The following is a 17,260-nucleotide window of genomic DNA, read 5'->3' as shown; positions in this document are numbered from 1 at the left end:
CAGCGACATCATCTTGCCAGCAACGGCCCCAGTTCCGCTATCCGCCCGCCGGGCGCCGCCTGTTGCAACAGGCGGCCGAGCAACTCTATGGCGTCCGCGGTTTCTGCACGGTGGGGCAGATAGCGCTCCGCGATGGACAGCCCGCGAACCGACCACACCATCAGGCGCATGACCGCCAGGGCCTGCGCCTCGTCTCCGCCAAAGGCGCCCCGCATCACGGCCAGCGCCGATCGTTCGACCGCCTCCTGCATCGGCACGACCAGCGCCGCCAGTTCGGGATCGCTGCGCGTCGCCTGCAATATCTCCAGCACGGCCATGCCCGACGGCCGGCCCAGCACGGCCCACAGCAGGCGAGGCCAGTCGTAGAGATGATTGCCAAGTCCCGTCCGGGCGCGGACATCCTCATATTCCGCCATTTCATGATCGAAGACATGCCGCACGACATCGGCCATCAATGCCGCCCGCGTCGCGAAATGATGCAGCATGGCACCGCGGCTGACGCCCGCTTTCTGCGCGATGAGCGTGGTGCTGGCCCCGGCATAGCCCCATTCCCCGATCGCGGCGATCGTGGCGTCGATCAGCGCCATCCGGGTCGTGGCGGTGCGCTCCTCCTGGGTCCGGCGAAGTTTGGGTACGGTTTGGTCCTGCATCTGGTCTTCCTCCCCGGTGCACGGCTTATGCCGCCCTCACCGATCCTGCTCTATCCAACGGCCCGTTGCCCGGCATGTATAACGAAAATCGATCGATATCCATAACAACAATCAGGATTGACTGTTTGTATGGCAAAGACCTAAGCGGGGGGCAAGTGCAGAGGATCTGCACATCCAGGGAGGATAGGATGCGGAAAGCAATATTGTTCGCGGGCGCTAGCCTGATCTCGGTGGTCCAGCCGGTGCAGGCGCAAACCGCGCAACCCAGCGAAGGCGTCGCCGAAATCGTCGTCACGGCCCAGCGCCGGGCCGAACGGTTGCAGGATGTCCCCGTCAGCGTGACCGCGCTTGGCGGCGATACGCTCAAGTCCCGCAACCTCAATGACCTCACCCAGGTCGCGCTCGCCGCCCCCAGCCTGCAGGTTGGCAGCGACAATAGTTTCGCGATCCGCGGCGTGGGCACCCAGGCCTTTGCCACGACGATCGATTCGAGCGTCGCAACCGCGCTGGACGACGTCAATCTGGGTCGACCGTTCCTGACCCAGGGGCTGTTCAACGATGTCGAGCGCGTCGAAGTGCTCAACGGGCCGCAAGGGCTGTTGTTCGGCAAGAATGCGTCGGCCGGTCTGCTCAACGTCGTGTCGACCCGCCCAAAGATCGGCACGTTCGCCAGCGAGACGAACATCGAACTGAACAATCGCGACACGCCGGGTAGCAGCGATCAGTCATGGTCCGCCATTGCACGCCAGACGGTCAATATCCCGATCGGCGACACCGGCGCGCTGCGCGTCAACGGCACCTATTCGATCGAAGAGCCAGGCACCCATTTTGTCGGCGCCAGCGGCGTGCGCAACGATCTGGATCGCAAGCAATATGGCATCCGTGCCAAATATTTGCAGGAGATCACGCCCGCGCTGGAACTCTATGTGATCGGTGAATATGCCGAATCCCATGGCGTTGCGGGTATTTTCGACCGCACCTATCGGCAGCTGGGCGCAGGTAGCGTCAATGCCGACCCCCTCGCCGCTTCGGGCATCGTCGCAGGCGACCGCAATTTCGCCGTTGCAGGCGATGGCGGCTTCTGGCGCGATCTGAAACTGGGCGGGGCGCAGGCTGCGCTGACCTATACGGCCGACAGCGGGCTGGTCGTCAGCAACATCGCCGCGTGGAAATTCTATAATTTCGATTCGCAGCTGGATGTCGATTTCACCAACAGCAATGGTGCGAACATCAATCGGTCCAATGCCGATTACGACCAGTTTTCCAACGAACTGCGCGTCGCCCTGCCGGCGGACAATCGGCTGTCCGGCCAGGCCGGCCTCTATTATTTCCATTCCACCATCAAGCAGAGCAGCCAGATTGCGGGCAATAATTACCTGCCCGATTTCCTGCTGCCCAGCTTCCCCTTCTGCGTCGGCGCGGCCGCCGTGCCTGGTGCATTCCCCCCCACCTGTTCGACCAGCAACAGCTATTTTCTGGGCCGCGACAATGTCTATAGCATGAAGACCGACAGCTATGCCGCCTTTGGCCAGCTGACATTTGCCGTCACCGACCAGTTCAAGCTGTTCGCCGGCGGTCGCGTAACCCGCGACGAAATCAGCATCGACCTGGACCAGAATCGGGGCGCTTATTTCGTCACCCTGGGCGTCCCCGGTGCCATATCGGAAAGCTACGGCAATACCGATTTCAGCTGGCGCGCAGGCGGCCAGTATCAGGTGACCCGCGATGCCATGATCTACGGCTCCTACGGCCGTGGTTACAAGGGGCCAGGCTTCAACGATACCGGTGCGACCGCCAACGCGCCGTTGGTGGTGCAACCGGAAAAGTCGAACACCGCGGAAATCGGGTTCAAGACAAGCTGGTTCAATCGCCGCCTGATCGTCAATGCGTCGGCCTTCCACACCAAGTTCGACAATTATCAGACCCAGTCGCTCGATACACAGCTGCAAAGCTTCATCGTCCAGAATGCTGCGTCGGTGACGAGCAAGGGCGTCGAACTGACGGTGAACACCAACCCGCTGCGGGGGCTGTCGATCAACGGGTCGGCGACGTTCCTCAATTCCAAGTTCGGCGATTTTGCAGGCGCAGAATGTTATCCGGGTCAAGCGACACCCAGTTGCGCGACCACGGGATCGTTCAATGCGCGCGGCCGCCGCACGCCGACAGCGCCGAAATTCACGTCGTCCGTGCAGGCCATGTATGAAGTGCAGACGTCAGGGACGGTTCATCCCTTTATCGAGGGTAACTGGTATCATCGCACCGCGATCAACTATCTGATCAACGGCGCGCCCGGCGCGACCGTGCCGACGCTCGACCTGATCGGGGCCAGCGCGGGCGTGCGGCTGGACAACGGGATGCGCCTTTCGATCTTCTGCAAGAATTGCACGAACGAATATAACCCCAATTTCATCGGACTGGACGCGGGCGACGCTATCGCGGGCGTCGCCTCCTATCAGCAGCAGTTCGGGTTGGATTCCGTGCGCACGATCGGCGCCAACATCCAGTTCCGTTTCTAAGGATGGACCCGATGCTTTCCATGTCTCGTCGGACGATGATCCACTTGGCTGGCGGCAGCCTGGCTGCAACGCTGGCGGGACCGGCGCTGGCCGCCCGCCGAAAGCTGCGCCCCGATTTTCTTTGGGGCGCGGCGACCGCCGGTCATCAGGTAGAGGGCGGCAACGTCAATAGCGACAGCTGGGTCATGGAGCATCTCCAGCCCAATGCCTTCGCTGCGCCTTCGGGCGACGCCTGCGACAGCTATCATCGCTGGCGTGAGGACATGGCGCTGGTCAAGCAGATGGGCCTCAATTGCTACCGCTTCGGCATCGAATGGTCGCGGATCGAACCTGCGCCGGGAGAATTTTCGATCGCGGCGCTCGATCATTATCGGCGCATGGTGGAAGGGTGCGCGGATTTGGGGCTAAAGCCGTTCGTCACCTATTCCCATTTCACCGTACCGCGCTGGTTCGCGGCTAAAGGCGGATGGGAAGAAACCGCCAATATCGACCATTTCCTGCGTTTCTGCGAGCGGGCCGCCAAGGCGCTGGGGACCAATTACAGCCATGGCCTGACATTCAACGAGCCTAATCTGGCGGCACAATTGTCCTGGCAACCCGCTTTCCGCGCAACCATGCCCTATTTCGCGCAGGGTAATGCCGCCGCCGCCAAGGCGGTCGGCAGCGACCGTTTCGTCTCCACCCCGGTCTTCGATGCTGCGCGTGCCGCCCCGATCCAGGCCGAAGCGCATCGTCGCGCGATAGACGCGATCAAGGCGGTGCGACCGGACCTGCAACTAGGCCTCAGCCTGGCCGTGGCCGACGAGCAGGCCGGGCCTGATCCGAGCGGCCTTCAGCGCAAGATCGCCCATGTCTATACCCCTTGGTTCGAGGCGGTGGCGAAGGATGATTTCGTCGGCGTCCAGACCTATGGCCGGGCCATCGTCGGCAAGGATATGGACCTGCCCCCGCCAAAGGGCGTGGAATTGACCCAGACCGATACGGAATTCTACCCGCAAGCGCTCGAAGCGACCGTCCGTTGGGTCGCGAAGGCGACGGGCCGCCCGGTGATCGTGTCGGAAAATGGCGTGGCGACCACCGACGATAGTCGCCGCGTCGCGTTCATCGACGGCAGCCTTGCCGGTCTTGGCCGCGCGATCGCCGATGGCGTCGATGTCCGCGGCTATATTCACTGGTCCCTGCTCGACAATTTCGAATGGAACCGCGCCTATACCGCGCAATTCGGACTGGTCGCGGTCGATCGAACGACCTTCCGCCGCACCATGAAGCCGAGTGGCTTGCATCTGGGCCGTTACGCGCGCGACAACAGTCTCTAGCCCGCGCGCTCCACTTCCTCTCGTCTGGCCAAGGACTTCTCCCATGCCCGCTCTTAATCGCCGCTCCTTCCTGGCCACAGGCGCCATCGTTGGATGGGGCGCGCCGCACGCCATGGCGGCCGACGCGGCGACGTCTGCGGCGGTCACTGGCCTGCGCACCGCAATGCGTGACGCGCCGATCGGAATCGGCGACCGGCAACCGGCGCTGTCCTGGCGCATCGAGGGTGGGAAAGGGACGATGCAGGCGGGCTATCGCGTGCTGGTCGCCTCCAGCGCAGCGACATTGGCGCAGGACCGCGGCGACCTGTGGGATAGCGGGCGGACGGAAAGCGCCGATTGCAACGGCATCCTCTACGCCGGATCGCCATTGCGTTCGGGCCAGACCTGCCATTGGAAGGTCCAGATATGGGATCAGGCCGGCAAGCCCTGCTGGAGCGCACCCGCCACTTGGGACATGGGCCTGCTGGAGCCGGGCGACTGGTTGGGCGACTGGCTGGCGGTCGAGGACGCAACCGAACGCGACGATCGCGTCGCAGGGGCGCAATGGGTCGGCGGCGCAGCCCCCTCTCCCGCTGCGCCACGGTCGTTCCGCCTCGCCTTTCGCAGCGGCACCGGTGAAGCGCTGCTGACGATCCACGGTGATGGCGTGATGTCGCGGCTGATGCTGGATGGCGCGCCTATCGCTTTGCCGACACGCGATCCCAACGCCTTTGGCGGCGCACCGGCGACGCGCGTGTCGCTGCGGCTCAGCGCCGGCGACCATGTTCTACGCGTCGATATGGCGCCGACACCGGGCTTTTTCGTCAAACCCTTCGTGTCGCTTGCCGCGCAGATCCGGTTTGACAGAGCAGCGGGCGCGACCAGGCGGATCACCAGCGGCTGGGAAACCCGAATGGGGGACGAGGGCGACTGGGTGCCCGCCAAACCCCTCGATAAACAACCGGTCTTTCCGTGGCCGCCCACGCCAGCGCGGTTGCTGCGACGCGCCTTTGCCAGCAAGGGCGCCATCACCCGCGCGCGCATCTATGTCGCGGCTCTGGGCGGCTATCGGCTGTGGCTCAACGGCCGCCGGGTCGATGAGGATGAATTGCAGGGCGAACCGGCCAATTACGCCGCCCACATCCCCTATCGCGTGCATGACGTCACGTCGCTGGTGCAGGAGGACGACAATGTCATCGGGGCGATGGTGGGCGACGGCTATTATGCCAGCTATCAGGCTCCCAATGGCCGCTATGCCTTTGGCGATGCACCGCGCCGCCTGCGATTGATGCTGGAAATCACGCGGCGCGACGGGCGGATCGAGCATGTCACGACCGATGAAGACTGGCGCCACTTCCGCGCGCCCGTGTTGATGTCCGAAATCTATGCCGGCGAGGATCAGGATCTGCGCCTGTGGCCGACAGGCTGGAACCAGCCGGGGTTCGACGATGCGCGCTGGGATCGCGTCTGGCATGCCCCCGCGCCGACCGCACCGTGCGTCGCCGCGCTCGCAGACCCTGTCCGCGCGACCAGGTCATTGGCCCCCCTATCCATTCGCAGGATGGGCACGTCGCGCCATATCGTGGATTTCGGCCAGAATTTCGCTGGCCGCGTCCTGTTGCGGATCAAGGGCGAAGCCGGGCAACTGGTCCGTGTCCGACATGCGGAAATCCTGTCTCCAGCGGGCGAACTGGACCGCAGCAACCTGCGCGCTGCGCGCGCCGAGGATCGATACCAGCTCAGCGGAACGGCCGATGTCGAAACGCTCGAACCGGTATTCAGCTATCAGGGCTTTCGCTATGCGGAAGTGGATGGCGTCCCCGCCCTGACGAACGATATGATCGCGGGCATCCAGCTTTCCAGCGCGATGCCGGAAACCGGCATGTTCCGAATTGACGCCCCGACCGTCCAGAAACTGTGGCTCAACACGCTATGGAGCCAGCGCTCCAACTTCATGGGCATCCCCACCGATTGCCCCCAGCGCGACGAGCGGCTGGGCTGGTCCGGCGACGCGCAGATATTCTGGGACGCGGCGAGCTTCAATATGGATGTCGGCGCCTTCACGCGGTCCTACAGCCGCATCCTGCGCGCGGCGCAGGGCGCGAACGGCGCCTATCCCCTCTGGGCGCCTTCGCCAGAGGGGCTGGGTTGGGGGACCGACAGTGCCACGCCGGGTTGGGCCGATGCCGGCGTGATGCTGCCCTATACCGCCTATCTTCACAGCGGCGATCGCACGGTGGTCGATGAGAATTGGGATGCGATGACGGCCTATGTCGGAGGCATAGTGTCGGCCAATCCCGACGGGCTGTGGAATAACAAGCGGGGTGCAGACCTTGGCGATTGGCTGGCGCTCGATGCCAAGTCACCGATGGACGAGACGACACCCAAAGCGTTGATCGCTACGGCCATGCTTGCGCGGTCGCTGGATCAAGTCGCACAGATGGCGGCATGGACAGGCCGTACCGCCGACGCCGCCCGATGGCACGCGCAACACGCCCGCGTGCGCGACGCCTTCGCCAAAGCCTTCGTCAAGGCCGACGGCGCCGTCGGCAACGGCAGCCATTGCAGCTATATCCTGGCATTGCGCCTGGGCCTCGTTCCCGACGCCTTACGCGCCAAGGCGGGCGCTCTGCTCGCGGCGGACATCCGCCGGCGCGGCACTTTGCTATCGACCGGCTTTCTTGGCACTCCCCTGGCGCTGGACGCGCTGGCCGATGTCGGCGAAACCGGGCTTGCCTGGGATCTGTTGTTGCGCACCGATTTCCCCTCATGGGGCTATATGGTCAAGCGCGGCGCGACGACGATCTGGGAGCGATGGAACGGCGACACGGGCGACGTGGCGATGAACTCGTTCAACCATTATGCGCTCGGCGCGGTCTGCGGATTTCTTTACCGCCGTGTCGCCGGCATCGATCCGATCGAACCGGGCTTTGCGAAATTCCGCATCGCCCCGGTGCTCGACAGTCGCATCGCCCAATTCGGCGCCCGCGTGGACAGCGTCAGGGGGCGCATCGAGACGCAATGGTCCTATCGAGACGGGCGCGCGCAACTGGCATTGACCGTTCCACCCAATTCTTCCGCGGAAGTTATCTTCGCCCAGGATAGCCGAACGGTCGGTCCCGGCAAGCACAGGCTCAGCTTCTGAGAATAGCCTTCCCGGTTTATGAAAAGACAAGTGGACCATCCCGCCAATCGGCTCTCATCCATCAGGGACGCGTGAGCGCGGCGTTCGACTTTTAAGGTCTGACTTTCCATTATTTCGAACTGGCTTGCAGCCGAGGAGAACAAAAATGACGACATACAGACTTGCAGCTTTGCTACTGACGCTTGCGATCATCGAAAGCGAAGCAGAACTGGCGGCGCAGCCCACTAGCATGCCCCCGGCAGTGTCTGCGGTGGCGCCGAGCGAACCTGATGCTATCCTTCTTGACTCTGCGCGCGGCAAGGCATCGTCTGAGGTCTGGGCCAAGATCATGGGCAATTATGTCGTCAGGAACGTGACGCAGCCGACGATCACGCCGGTTCTGCCCGACCCCGCCAAAGCCAACGGCAAGGCGATCATCGTGACGCCGGGCGGCGCCTTCATGATGCTATCCCTGGGGTGGGAAGGCTGGAATGTCGCAAAGACTCTTGCCGACCAGGGCTATGCCGCGTTCGTGCTCAAATATCGGCTGCTGCCCACCCCCAAAGCGGAGCATGAGGCTGGGCCCTATATACTTGCGAAAATGAACGCCGGCCTTTTGGGTGATGGCAAGATGCCGACGCTCCAGAACCAGGACGCGACCCAGGACGGTCTGGCCGCCCTGCGCTTCGTGCGCGCCCATGCGCGCGACTATCATATCGATCCCAAAAAAGTCGGGATGCTGGGCTTTTCCGCTGGTGCGATGCTGTCCCTGAATACGGTGCTCTCCGCACCGCCGGGCGAGGGGCCTGACTATCTTGCTTATGTCTATGGTCCCCAGGCCGCTATCGACGTGCCGGCCGATGCGCCGCCGATGTTCGCCGCGATCGCCTTTGACGACCCTCTCTTTCCGACGGGGGGCTTTCCGCTCACCCAGGCGTGGCATCGCGCGGGCAAGGCGGTTGAACTGCACGCCTATCAGGCGGGCGGTCATGGCTTCGGCATGGGCTTTCCGGGCTCCACCACGTCGCTCATCATGAGCGAGCTTCTTACTTGGCTCGACATGCAGGACCGGCCCTCACCCACGCCTTGATCTGCGATAACGGGTAGCAACGATCCTGCCACCGGTAGGCTGACGCGCAAGCGAGAACGCGGGTTGTAGGCCAACGGCAGCTTTCGTCAGAAGCAGACTTTGACGTCACGGCTCCAGAACGACTTAAAATGGTCGCAAGCCAACCCTGCTCTTCTCACCCGAGATGCATCTGGTTAGGATGACGCATTAAACTGATAAACTCCCAGAGCCGTAATGCGAAAACATTATATCCTAAAAAACGAACTTTACCCCGACATTGGCAGAGGCGCGGCGATCATCTTGGTTAAAGGTCTGTGAGGCATTGGCGAAGAGCGAGAGGGCGGAACCTAAACGCATTTCCGCGCCGCCGCTTACGCTGCCAACCAATCTGCCGCGACGCGCGCCGAGCGCCAGAAGGTTCTGATCCGCGCCCACGAAGCCAGCCATTGCCTCGACGCTTCGGCCTTGCAGCTGATATTGTACCCCCAGTCGCACGAACGGGCGGAAGCTGGCATGGGAAGCGCGGCTGCGCTCAAAGGCGACGCCGCCGTCGATCAACAGGGCGTCATGCTTGTCCTTGGCGACATCAAGCGCCCAGACGATGCTTGCGTCTTCGTCAACGCCCGTGCGGGTGGTCGCAACATAGGTCAAGCCGATGTCCGGGCGCGCCGCCCAGTCGCGGCCCAGCGCCGCCTCATAGGAAAGCGACGCATCGCCGATCCAGTTCTTGAGGCGGAAGCGGCCATGGGCCTTGCCGCCATCGGGCGTCAGGCGATCGGTGTCGGCATCGATCTGGTGATAGGCCAGCGTGCCATCGAACCTCAGCGCGCCCAGCGCGTGGCTGACGGCGACCCCTGCAAACCAACCATCGGCATCGGTCTGCGACCCCAGCTTATGCAACGTCTGCCGCGAGTCGAGATAGCCGCCGAAGCCAGCGATCGACCAGCGGTCGGTGCCGATGCCGAGGCCACCGAGCAATCCGTAGCTGCGCGAACGGCTTGCTGAAAGGCCGGCGCGGTCGTCGGCCGCGATCCGCCCAAGCCCGCCAAGATACTGCCCGATGCTGAAAGCTTGCGGAGCGTCTTGGGCCGAGAGACGGGCGATGCTGCGCGTAGCGTTGGCAATCGCCAGGCCGTTTTCGACACCCATCTGTGTCGCAGAGGCATAAGGTTCTGCGGTCAGGCGCGCGAAAGCTGCGGTGTTGGATGCGCCCGATACGGTCGCCAACGCAGGCAGAGCATCGATCAGGCCGTCGCTGGCGGTGCCAGCCGCGATCAACGCGTTGGTATAATCGATAGCGCGCTGCACCTGCGACGAGAAGCTGACATTGTTGAAGAATTGGCCGAGCAGGCGAATGCGATCTTCATCCTGGACAATGAAGCCGAACAGATTGTCCGGCTTTACGACGCTGCCATAGCTGCCCGAGATGCCGCCATATGCAACGATGAGGTCAAGTGTGGTGCCGGGTTTCACCTGCTGGTCGGCGGTGAGCACCAGATTGGCCCCCTGGGCGATCGTCAGCGTGCCGGAGACAACGAGTTGATCGGACAGGGTCGGCGTGATCTCCATCAAAGTGGTCGATCCGCCTGAGAGCGCGACATTGCCAGTGACCGTCATCACAGCGGACGAAGCGCCGGGGCTCAGCGTGCCGGCTACGTTGATGTCGCCGACCACGGTGCCGGCTGATCCGAAGGTCGCGCCCTGACGCACCATGATGCTCTCACTATGAATGATCGAACCGGCGAGACCGACCAGACGCCCACCGTCCATATCGATCCGGCCGAAAGCAGCATTGCCGGAGACAGTCGCATAACCGCTGCTGATATCCAGCCCGGCGATGTTGCTGACCGCAGCAAAGCGGACCGGCGCAGCGGCGCTGCCGGCATTGAGCAGGATATGGTTGCTGCCTGCGCCGCCATCCACCGCACCTGCAAACAGGCCATTGATGGTGAAGCGATTGTCACCGCTACCCAACGTCAGGCTTTCTGTCGTCAGCGAGGAGCCGTTCGCCAACGTCAGGTCGCCCTGCGCGCTCAGGCTCTGCAAGGTGAAGCCATTGACCAGAGTCAGCGTAGCGGTGCCCTGCGCCACGAGCGACTCGAAGCCATTAAGACTATTGCCGTCCAGCTTTTGCGCGTTGGTCAGTGCGAGCGACAGGCTATCATGACCCGCGCCACCCGACACGATGCCCTGCCACAAGGCGCCATCGGCGAGGCGCACGACATCGTCGCCGTCGCCCATGTCGACCCGGCCCAGCAGGCGACCGCCTGATGCGATGTCGAGATGTTCGCCCATGTCGCCAAAGCGCAGCGCGCCATCGACGCTGCCGAGCTGACCAGTTACGTTCAGGCTGCCGCCTGCCAGCGATACGGTCTCGAAACCCTTTACGGTGCCAGCCAGCGTAACCGCCCCCTGCGCCGTGAAGGCCAGGCTGTCGCTGCCAGCGCCGCCATCATAGGTGCCCGCTGCGCGCGTCAGGCCGAAGCGCAGCGCGTCAGCGCCGTCGCCCAGTTGCACGCTGCTGGCGTCGCCGGTTAGGCGCAACTGCCGCGACCCGTCGTCGCCTAGGATCTGACCGACAAACTGGCCGTTGGTGGTGAGATTGAGGTTCGTGCCGACAAGACTGATCAATTCATAGCCCTGACCAAGGCCCAAGGTCAGCGTGCCCTGGCCTTCCACTGACAGCTGTTCAAAGCCGGTCTGCGCGCCAACACCACTGCGGTCGCCCGCCAATATGACGCGATAGAGGTCGGTTCCGCTGCCGCCATCAACTAGCCCGGCGACGCTGCTGCCGGCCTGCTCGGTAAAACCGTCATCATCTGCGCCGAGCGAAACCGGACCTCCGATAGTGCCGCCGTTGACGATAGTGTCACCGCCGCCGGCCAGGGCGATGCCCCCACCTATCGTGCCCGCGTTGAGGACAGTGTCATTGCCTGCCCCCCCGGTAATGGTGATGGCGCCGTCGCTGCTCAACGTCTCCCCCATCGCCACGGTGATGGTCCCGCCATCCAGGCCGATCGTGTCGAAGCTGAAGTCGCCCGAATAGCTAACATTGCCCTCGCCGATCTGGAAGAAGCGCTCGAAATTGACGAACTGGTCGCCGTTCACAGCCCCGCCGCCGGTTGCGTCGACGATAAAGCTGTCGATCCCCGCTCCGCCATCGGCCGTGCCCTGAAAGATCGCACTGGCCAATTGGGTAAAGCTGTCATCGCCATCGCGCAGATAGACATCGCCGATGATCGTGCCGCGATTGACGATCGCGTCATCGCCAAAGCCAAGGTCGATCGATCCGATGATGGTGCCGCTGTTGGTGATGCTGTCAGTCGCACTGCCAACGGTCTGGATCGCCCCGGCAAGATAGGGATTGCCAAGTGATAGGGCCCGTTGGTCGGTGTCGGCCAGGACGGTGCCCGCGCCGCCGCTGATCGTGCCGACATTGTCCAGCGTCAGTGCGGCATTGGTCACCATTATCGCTGTGGACAGGTCGCCGGTCGCCTCGATCGTTCCACTGGCCGCGTTCGTCAATGTCAGCGCGGTCGTGCCATTGCCATGGAGCAGGATTGTGGATGCGGCATGGGTCAGTGCTACATCTTCTCCGCTCCAATAATCATAATAGAATTCGCGGCTGCCTGAGCCGCTGTTGCGGATGGTGCCGTCATTGTTGATGACCGCAGCGACATCCGCTCCCACATAGTCGAACGAGAATTGGACAGCAGCACCCGCCTGAGCATCGGCTTCGATCAGGCCGCTGTTGATCAGGCTGTATCGGCCGCCGCTGAAGGTCGTGAAATTGATATTGTCGACGGCCAGCGCCGATTCCAGGCCGGCGCGTATCGTGCCGCTGTTGAGAATGGCCACTTCGCCGTTCGCCGTCGCATCGAGCACAGCGGTTATGTCCATGCCGCCATCAATCAGGCCGCTATTATCGACGTAAAAGTCTGAAACGCCTGAACCGGTCAGGCTAACGGCATTGCCATAAGGGGATTGCAGCACGCGGCCATGATTGACGAAACTAAACGCGCCCTCATAGGCATATTGGCTGAAGCTGGAGCCGTATCCCGCAGTCTTTACCCTGATCGTACCATCGTTGACGATCATGTTCGCATTCAGTCCAAGCCCGTCGTTGAGCACGCCGCGATTGATGAAGCTGTTGATGGTACGCGGCAGTTCCGGCACCAGCGCCCCGTAGAAATAGTAGGAGACGTCGTTGGTCACTGCTCCGTCAAGCGTGGCGAGATTGACGACGCTCCCCTCGCCGCCAACGAAGGTTGGCTTGGACGCAGTGGCACCCGCTTCGATCGTGACGGTCACGTCCTTTGCCGCGCCGATATAATCCCGTTCGAAGCCGAGAGCCGGACGACCGCCAAGCGCAACGGTCGTATCGGTCTGATAGAGGATGGCATAGAGGTCGTCGCCGTCTCCGCCGTCTATCCGCCCGGTCACGCCGTTGTCATCGCCCATTTGCAGGAAAATGTCGTTTCCTGCACCGAACATTATATCGCCATCGACCGTCCCGCTACCGACATAGCTGCTGGACCAGCCGGAATAATATTGCCCGGCGAAGATGATGTCGCCAACGATGACGCCGGCATTGTTCACGGCGCCGCCAGAGCCATAGCTGAGGTCGATTGCAACCCCGCTCGCTCCGGTTTCTATACGTCCGCCTACCCGGTTTTCGATCGAGGCATAGGCATAGCCCATGATCGTAGGGTCGGTCGCACTGCGCAACAGGCCGGAATTGTCGAGGCTTCCCGAGGAGTCGCCCAGCATGATCGCCGTCCCGTCGGTATCGACAGTGCCGCTGTTGACGACATGTCCCGACGCATAGATTCCGCGCGAGCCGCTGCCCCCCGCCAGTTGCTGGATGACGCCACTGTTGCGGACGTCACCTTGGCGGCTGTAGATTGCGATTGCCTGATCGACCGCAATCCTACCGCTGTTTGTGATATCGCCCCAGCCGGAGATGGCGGTCGTGCCGACCGTATTGATCGTTCCGGCATTTTCAAACCGCACATCGCGATCGTCTGGCCAGTAGGAATAGCCGGTCGACCCGGACAGGACCACCCCCGCCTGAATGGACGGATTGGCCGCCAGGGTGAGGGTGCCGCGACTGACGAGCGATAACAGCCCTGTCACGGGCGTCGTGGGATCAAGCAACCTGGCCAGCGCGGGCGTACCGATGGTCAATACGGCATCAGCATCAGGCGCCGCCATAAGGTCAGCATCGAGCGTGACCGTGCCCGTTCCTGCGAAACCCAAGCTCGTGGCGCCAATGCCGCTGAGCGACAAGGCGACACCATTTTCCAGTTCGTACTCCAGAACCTCGAATGTCCCGGCTGACCCCAGGCTGGCTGTGCCATCTGAACCGACCATGAAGCGCAGTGTGTCGCGGCCCTCGCCTGGGTTCACCAGGCCGTTCACGCCCGCCAGTCCCCGCGCCAGATCGGCCACATAATAACCGTCGCCGTCGCCCAACCATAGGTTGCCGTTCACGATGCCGCCCCGATCGACGAACAGGTTGGCTTCTCCATAAGGTTGGCGCAGGTCGACATCCCCATGGATCGTGCCGGCGTTGAGCACATGGGCGTCATAGCTGCCCGCGATGGCGGTCCCGTTGCCGCTGATCACGCCGCCTGCTCTATTGTCGAGCGTTGTGGTCCCGCTAAGCCAGACGCCGTAGCTTTCGCTCCCGCTTATGGTCCCGCTGTTGACCAGAATGATGGACGATATCACAGCCCCATTGGTCCGGCCCTCTATCAAGCCGCTGTTGATCGATGTCTTGCCACGAACGACACCCCCGCCCAGATCGTTGACCAGGCCGATATCGCCGAGCGATCTTATCGTGCCGCTGTTGATCAGGCTACCGGACAGGCTGAGGCCTTGATCGTCCCCCTCGATCGTCCCGCTATTGGTCACGGATCCCTCGCCCTGCAACACAAAGTTCGCGCCGCGACCGCCAACGCCTTTGATCAGCCCGGAATTGACGACCGAATTGAGGCCAGACAGGCTAACCGCCGCTTCATAATTGACAGTAAGGCTGCCCTGAAGCGCATGACTATTGATAAAGGTCAGGCCCTCTTCGCCATAATTGCGCTGAATAGCGGATCCGGTGATGACCGGACCGTCTTGGGTCAGGTCGGTGCCCATCACGAGCGTCCCTACACCTCGGACGGCATAGCCGCCAGCCGGCGCCCGATTGGCGCCAAGCGTCAGGACGGCGTCGTTCGCCAGGTTCAACTGGATGCGCTCAAATCCGGCGGGAAGGTTCGTTTGGGTAACGCTATTGTCATCGAGTACCGCCAGAGCGAGGATGTCCATCCCAGCGCCTCCATCGGCCGTACCGCTGATATTCCCTGTCCAGCGACCGATGCCCAGTGCTGCGGTCAAAATGTCGTCGCCGTCGTTCAGCAGGACATCGCCGTCGATCGTGCCTAGGCTGGTATCGATTTCATCCCCAAATCCGTTACCCCCGATGATCGACCCCTTGATGATGCCTGCGTTGCGAATGCTCACTTGAAAATCGCTGCGCAGCGCGACGGGGCCAGTCGTGCTGACAAGTCCACCCGCCGCATTGTTCAGACTCAGCGTTTCCCCTTTGGCATCATATACCAAACCGCTGCCCATGTTGATGATCTGGCCGCTATTGGCGATGCCGAAACTGCCAAAACCAGGGTTCAGTGTTGCGACACCGCTGTTGTTGCGGATCACACCACTGTTGATGATCGTGGATGGGAAGATATAGGTGCCCTCTGTCGGGGCGAAACCATAGGCGCTGCCACTGCCGCCATCGATCAGTCCGGCGTTTTGCAATTGATCGACCACCACACCGATCGCGCCGTTGGCGCCGATGATCCGGCCGGTCGCATCATTGACCAGCGCGCCAAAGCCGATCAGGCCGGACGTCTGCAACCCTACGATCGCGCCACCACGATCGGAAATGATCGAACCTGCGTTGAACAGCGATGCCAATGCGCGCGCATCGCCATTCTGAAAGACGATGCTGCCAACGCCATCGGGGCGGTCAGCGATTAGGGCGTCGGCGGCTACCCGGATGGTGACCAGATCGGCTGCAATAGTCAGGCCGTCGTCATCTTGGTCGGTACAATGGACCTGTACTCCATATGTCGATGCGTCCGGTGCGCATGCTGCCCACGCCCCTGCGGAGGTGGAAAGTGCGAGCAACGAGGCGCCAATCCGCAATGTTTGTCGACCTATCATGCGAACTCCCCCATCCATAACGTCGCGCAAATATAGCATTGAAATTTAATCCACATAAGCGCTATCGCTGGCCTATTCTTGTTTGTCGAGACGTGAATTCCAAAATTGTCAAAGATAACGGAAGGAGTTTTCGAGCAGAATCTGATGATGTGGACGATGATGGCAAAAATGATGCAGAAATACGATCGACATCTATAAATTCCATCAGTCCACTTCCCAATTACGAATCCTTTGTTACGGGATCTGGTGTCGGGCAAGGCACGGATCGGCGGCAATAGCTGCGGTTCGGTTGGTTATCGAGGCCATGCAGGAACAGGGAAAGCAGGAAGCATGGTCCTGATTAAAATCGATGCGAAATCGCCGACGGAAAATATCATCGTCCTGCGAAAGGATCGAAACGTCCGGTTGTGAGAATCAGTACCTACCCTTTGAAGACCGATATGGGTCGAAATCGACGCGATGCGATCGACAAGCGCTTCATTTTTCCTGGTTCCCCATCATCTCGCCGAGCCGCACAGGTCGTTCCGGTGCCCACTCTTCATTGAAGGCAATGCCGCTTTGTCTGAAAAGCATCACGATGGTCGAGCCGAGCAGGAAGCGACCCATTTCTTCACCCTGCTTGAAGCGGATACGCTGGTCAGGATACGTCCACTCGGACGGCCTTTTAATATGTTTCGGATTAACCACGCCGTGCCATGTCGTTGCAATGCTACCAACGATGGTAGCTCCAACCAGTACCATTACGAACGGGCCATGTTCCGACGATTCAAAGACGCAAACCACTCGCTCATTGCGCGCAAACAGATTGGGCACGCCCCGTGCGGTGACCGGATTGACCGAGAAAAGAGCACCCGGCACATAGATCATGCGCGTCAATATGCCATCACAGGGCATGTGCAGACGGTGGTAGTCCCTTGGCGAGAGATACAGGTTAGCGAAACTGCCGTGGCGGAACTTGGCCGCCAGCTCGCAATCGCCGCCGACCAATTCCGCAGTGGTAAAGCTATGCCCTTTGGCCTGGAGGATGTGATGGTCGTCGATGGCACCGAATTGACTGATCGCGCCGTCCACCGGGCATATGAAATCGGCACGGGCCAACGGGCGTGCGCCGATCCTGAGCGGACGGGTGAAAAAGTCATTGAAGTTTTTATAGCTCGCTATGTCCGGATTGTCGGCTTCGGACATGTCCACGCCATATCTTTTGACGAACCAGCGGATCAATCGGGTGGTGACCGAACCGGCGTTTGCGCCTGCGATGCTGCCAGCGAGACTGGTTAGGGCTTGCTTGGGAAGGAGATGTTGCAGCAGAACTTGCAAGCGTTCGGACAAGGTGAACCTCGAAATAGCGACCGCAGTTCATTTTTCGGTCTCAAAGTGCTCCGACACCT

Annotated in this window: 7 protein-coding genes; 4 read left to right on the top strand and 3 right to left on the bottom strand. The window is 61.8% G+C overall.

Annotated features, from left to right (window positions below; genetic code table 11):
* Nucleotides 1–8: 8 nt before the first annotated feature.
* Entirely contained in the window at nucleotides 9–650 is a 642-nt protein-coding gene (locus ASE85_RS08780; RefSeq protein WP_056686778.1) for a TetR/AcrR family transcriptional regulator, read from the bottom strand.
* A gap of 188 nt (nucleotides 651–838) precedes the next feature.
* Between ASE85_RS08780 and ASE85_RS08775 the strand changes: the two genes are divergently transcribed.
* The 4 genes from ASE85_RS08775 to ASE85_RS08760 all read left to right on the top strand — a co-directional run bounded on the left by ASE85_RS08775 (nucleotide 839) and on the right by ASE85_RS08760 (nucleotide 8,675).
* Nucleotides 839–3,166: a TonB-dependent receptor gene (locus tag ASE85_RS08775; RefSeq protein WP_056686776.1), complete on the top strand. Its 2,328-nt coding sequence runs from the start codon at nucleotides 839–841 to the stop codon at nucleotides 3,164–3,166.
* 11 nt (nucleotides 3,167–3,177) lie between these two features.
* Nucleotides 3,178–4,482 carry a glycoside hydrolase family 1 protein gene (locus tag ASE85_RS08770; protein ID WP_056686810.1) on the top strand — a complete coding sequence of 435 codons (1,305 nt, stop codon included), beginning with the start codon at nucleotides 3,178–3,180 and terminating at the stop codon, nucleotides 4,480–4,482.
* 43 nt (nucleotides 4,483–4,525) lie between these two features.
* Complete coding sequence (locus ASE85_RS08765) at nucleotides 4,526–7,606, top strand: alpha-L-rhamnosidase (RefSeq protein ID WP_056686773.1); 3,081 nt, start codon at nucleotides 4,526–4,528, stop codon at nucleotides 7,604–7,606.
* A gap of 145 nt (nucleotides 7,607–7,751) precedes the next feature.
* A complete protein-coding gene (locus tag ASE85_RS08760) occupies nucleotides 7,752–8,675 on the top strand; it encodes an alpha/beta hydrolase (RefSeq protein WP_056686771.1) in 924 nt (307 codons plus the stop codon).
* Nucleotides 8,676–8,906: 231 nt separating this feature from the next.
* Here ASE85_RS08760 and ASE85_RS08755 read toward each other — a convergent pair whose 3' ends face one another.
* Both ASE85_RS08755 and asd read right to left on the bottom strand, forming a co-directional pair.
* On the bottom strand, nucleotides 8,907–15,872 hold the full coding sequence (locus tag ASE85_RS08755) for an autotransporter outer membrane beta-barrel domain-containing protein (protein WP_156358264.1): 6,966 nt from the start codon (nucleotides 15,870–15,872) through the stop codon (nucleotides 8,907–8,909).
* A 477-nt stretch (nucleotides 15,873–16,349) separates the two neighbouring features.
* Nucleotides 16,350–17,201 carry an archaetidylserine decarboxylase gene (asd, locus tag ASE85_RS08750; protein ID WP_056686766.1) on the bottom strand — a complete coding sequence of 284 codons (852 nt, stop codon included), beginning with the start codon at nucleotides 17,199–17,201 and terminating at the stop codon, nucleotides 16,350–16,352.
* Nucleotides 17,202–17,260: the final 59 nt, after the last annotated feature.

Source organism: Sphingobium sp. Leaf26, assembly GCF_001421665.1.
In the GTDB taxonomy this organism is placed as follows: Bacteria; Pseudomonadota; Alphaproteobacteria; order Sphingomonadales; family Sphingomonadaceae; genus Sphingobium.
The sequence above is the reverse complement of the archived record's forward strand: the minus strand, read 5'-3'. Positions and strand labels throughout refer to the sequence as shown.

Bases quoted from the DNA above. Each gene is read 5' to 3' on its own strand.
- ASE85_RS08780 (WP_056686778.1), bottom strand. From the start codon at position 650: ATGCAGGACCAAACCGTACCCAAACTTCGCCGGACCCAGGAGGAGCGC.
- ASE85_RS08775 (WP_056686776.1), top strand. From the start codon at position 839: ATGCGGAAAGCAATATTGTTCGCGGGCGCTAGCCTGATCTCGGTGGTC.
- ASE85_RS08770 (WP_056686810.1), top strand. From the start codon at position 3,178: ATGCTTTCCATGTCTCGTCGGACGATGATCCACTTGGCTGGCGGCAGC.
- ASE85_RS08765 (WP_056686773.1), top strand. From the start codon at position 4,526: ATGCCCGCTCTTAATCGCCGCTCCTTCCTGGCCACAGGCGCCATCGTT.
- ASE85_RS08760 (WP_056686771.1), top strand. From the start codon at position 7,752: ATGACGACATACAGACTTGCAGCTTTGCTACTGACGCTTGCGATCATC.
- ASE85_RS08755 (WP_156358264.1), bottom strand. From the start codon at position 15,872: ATGATAGGTCGACAAACATTGCGGATTGGCGCCTCGTTGCTCGCACTT.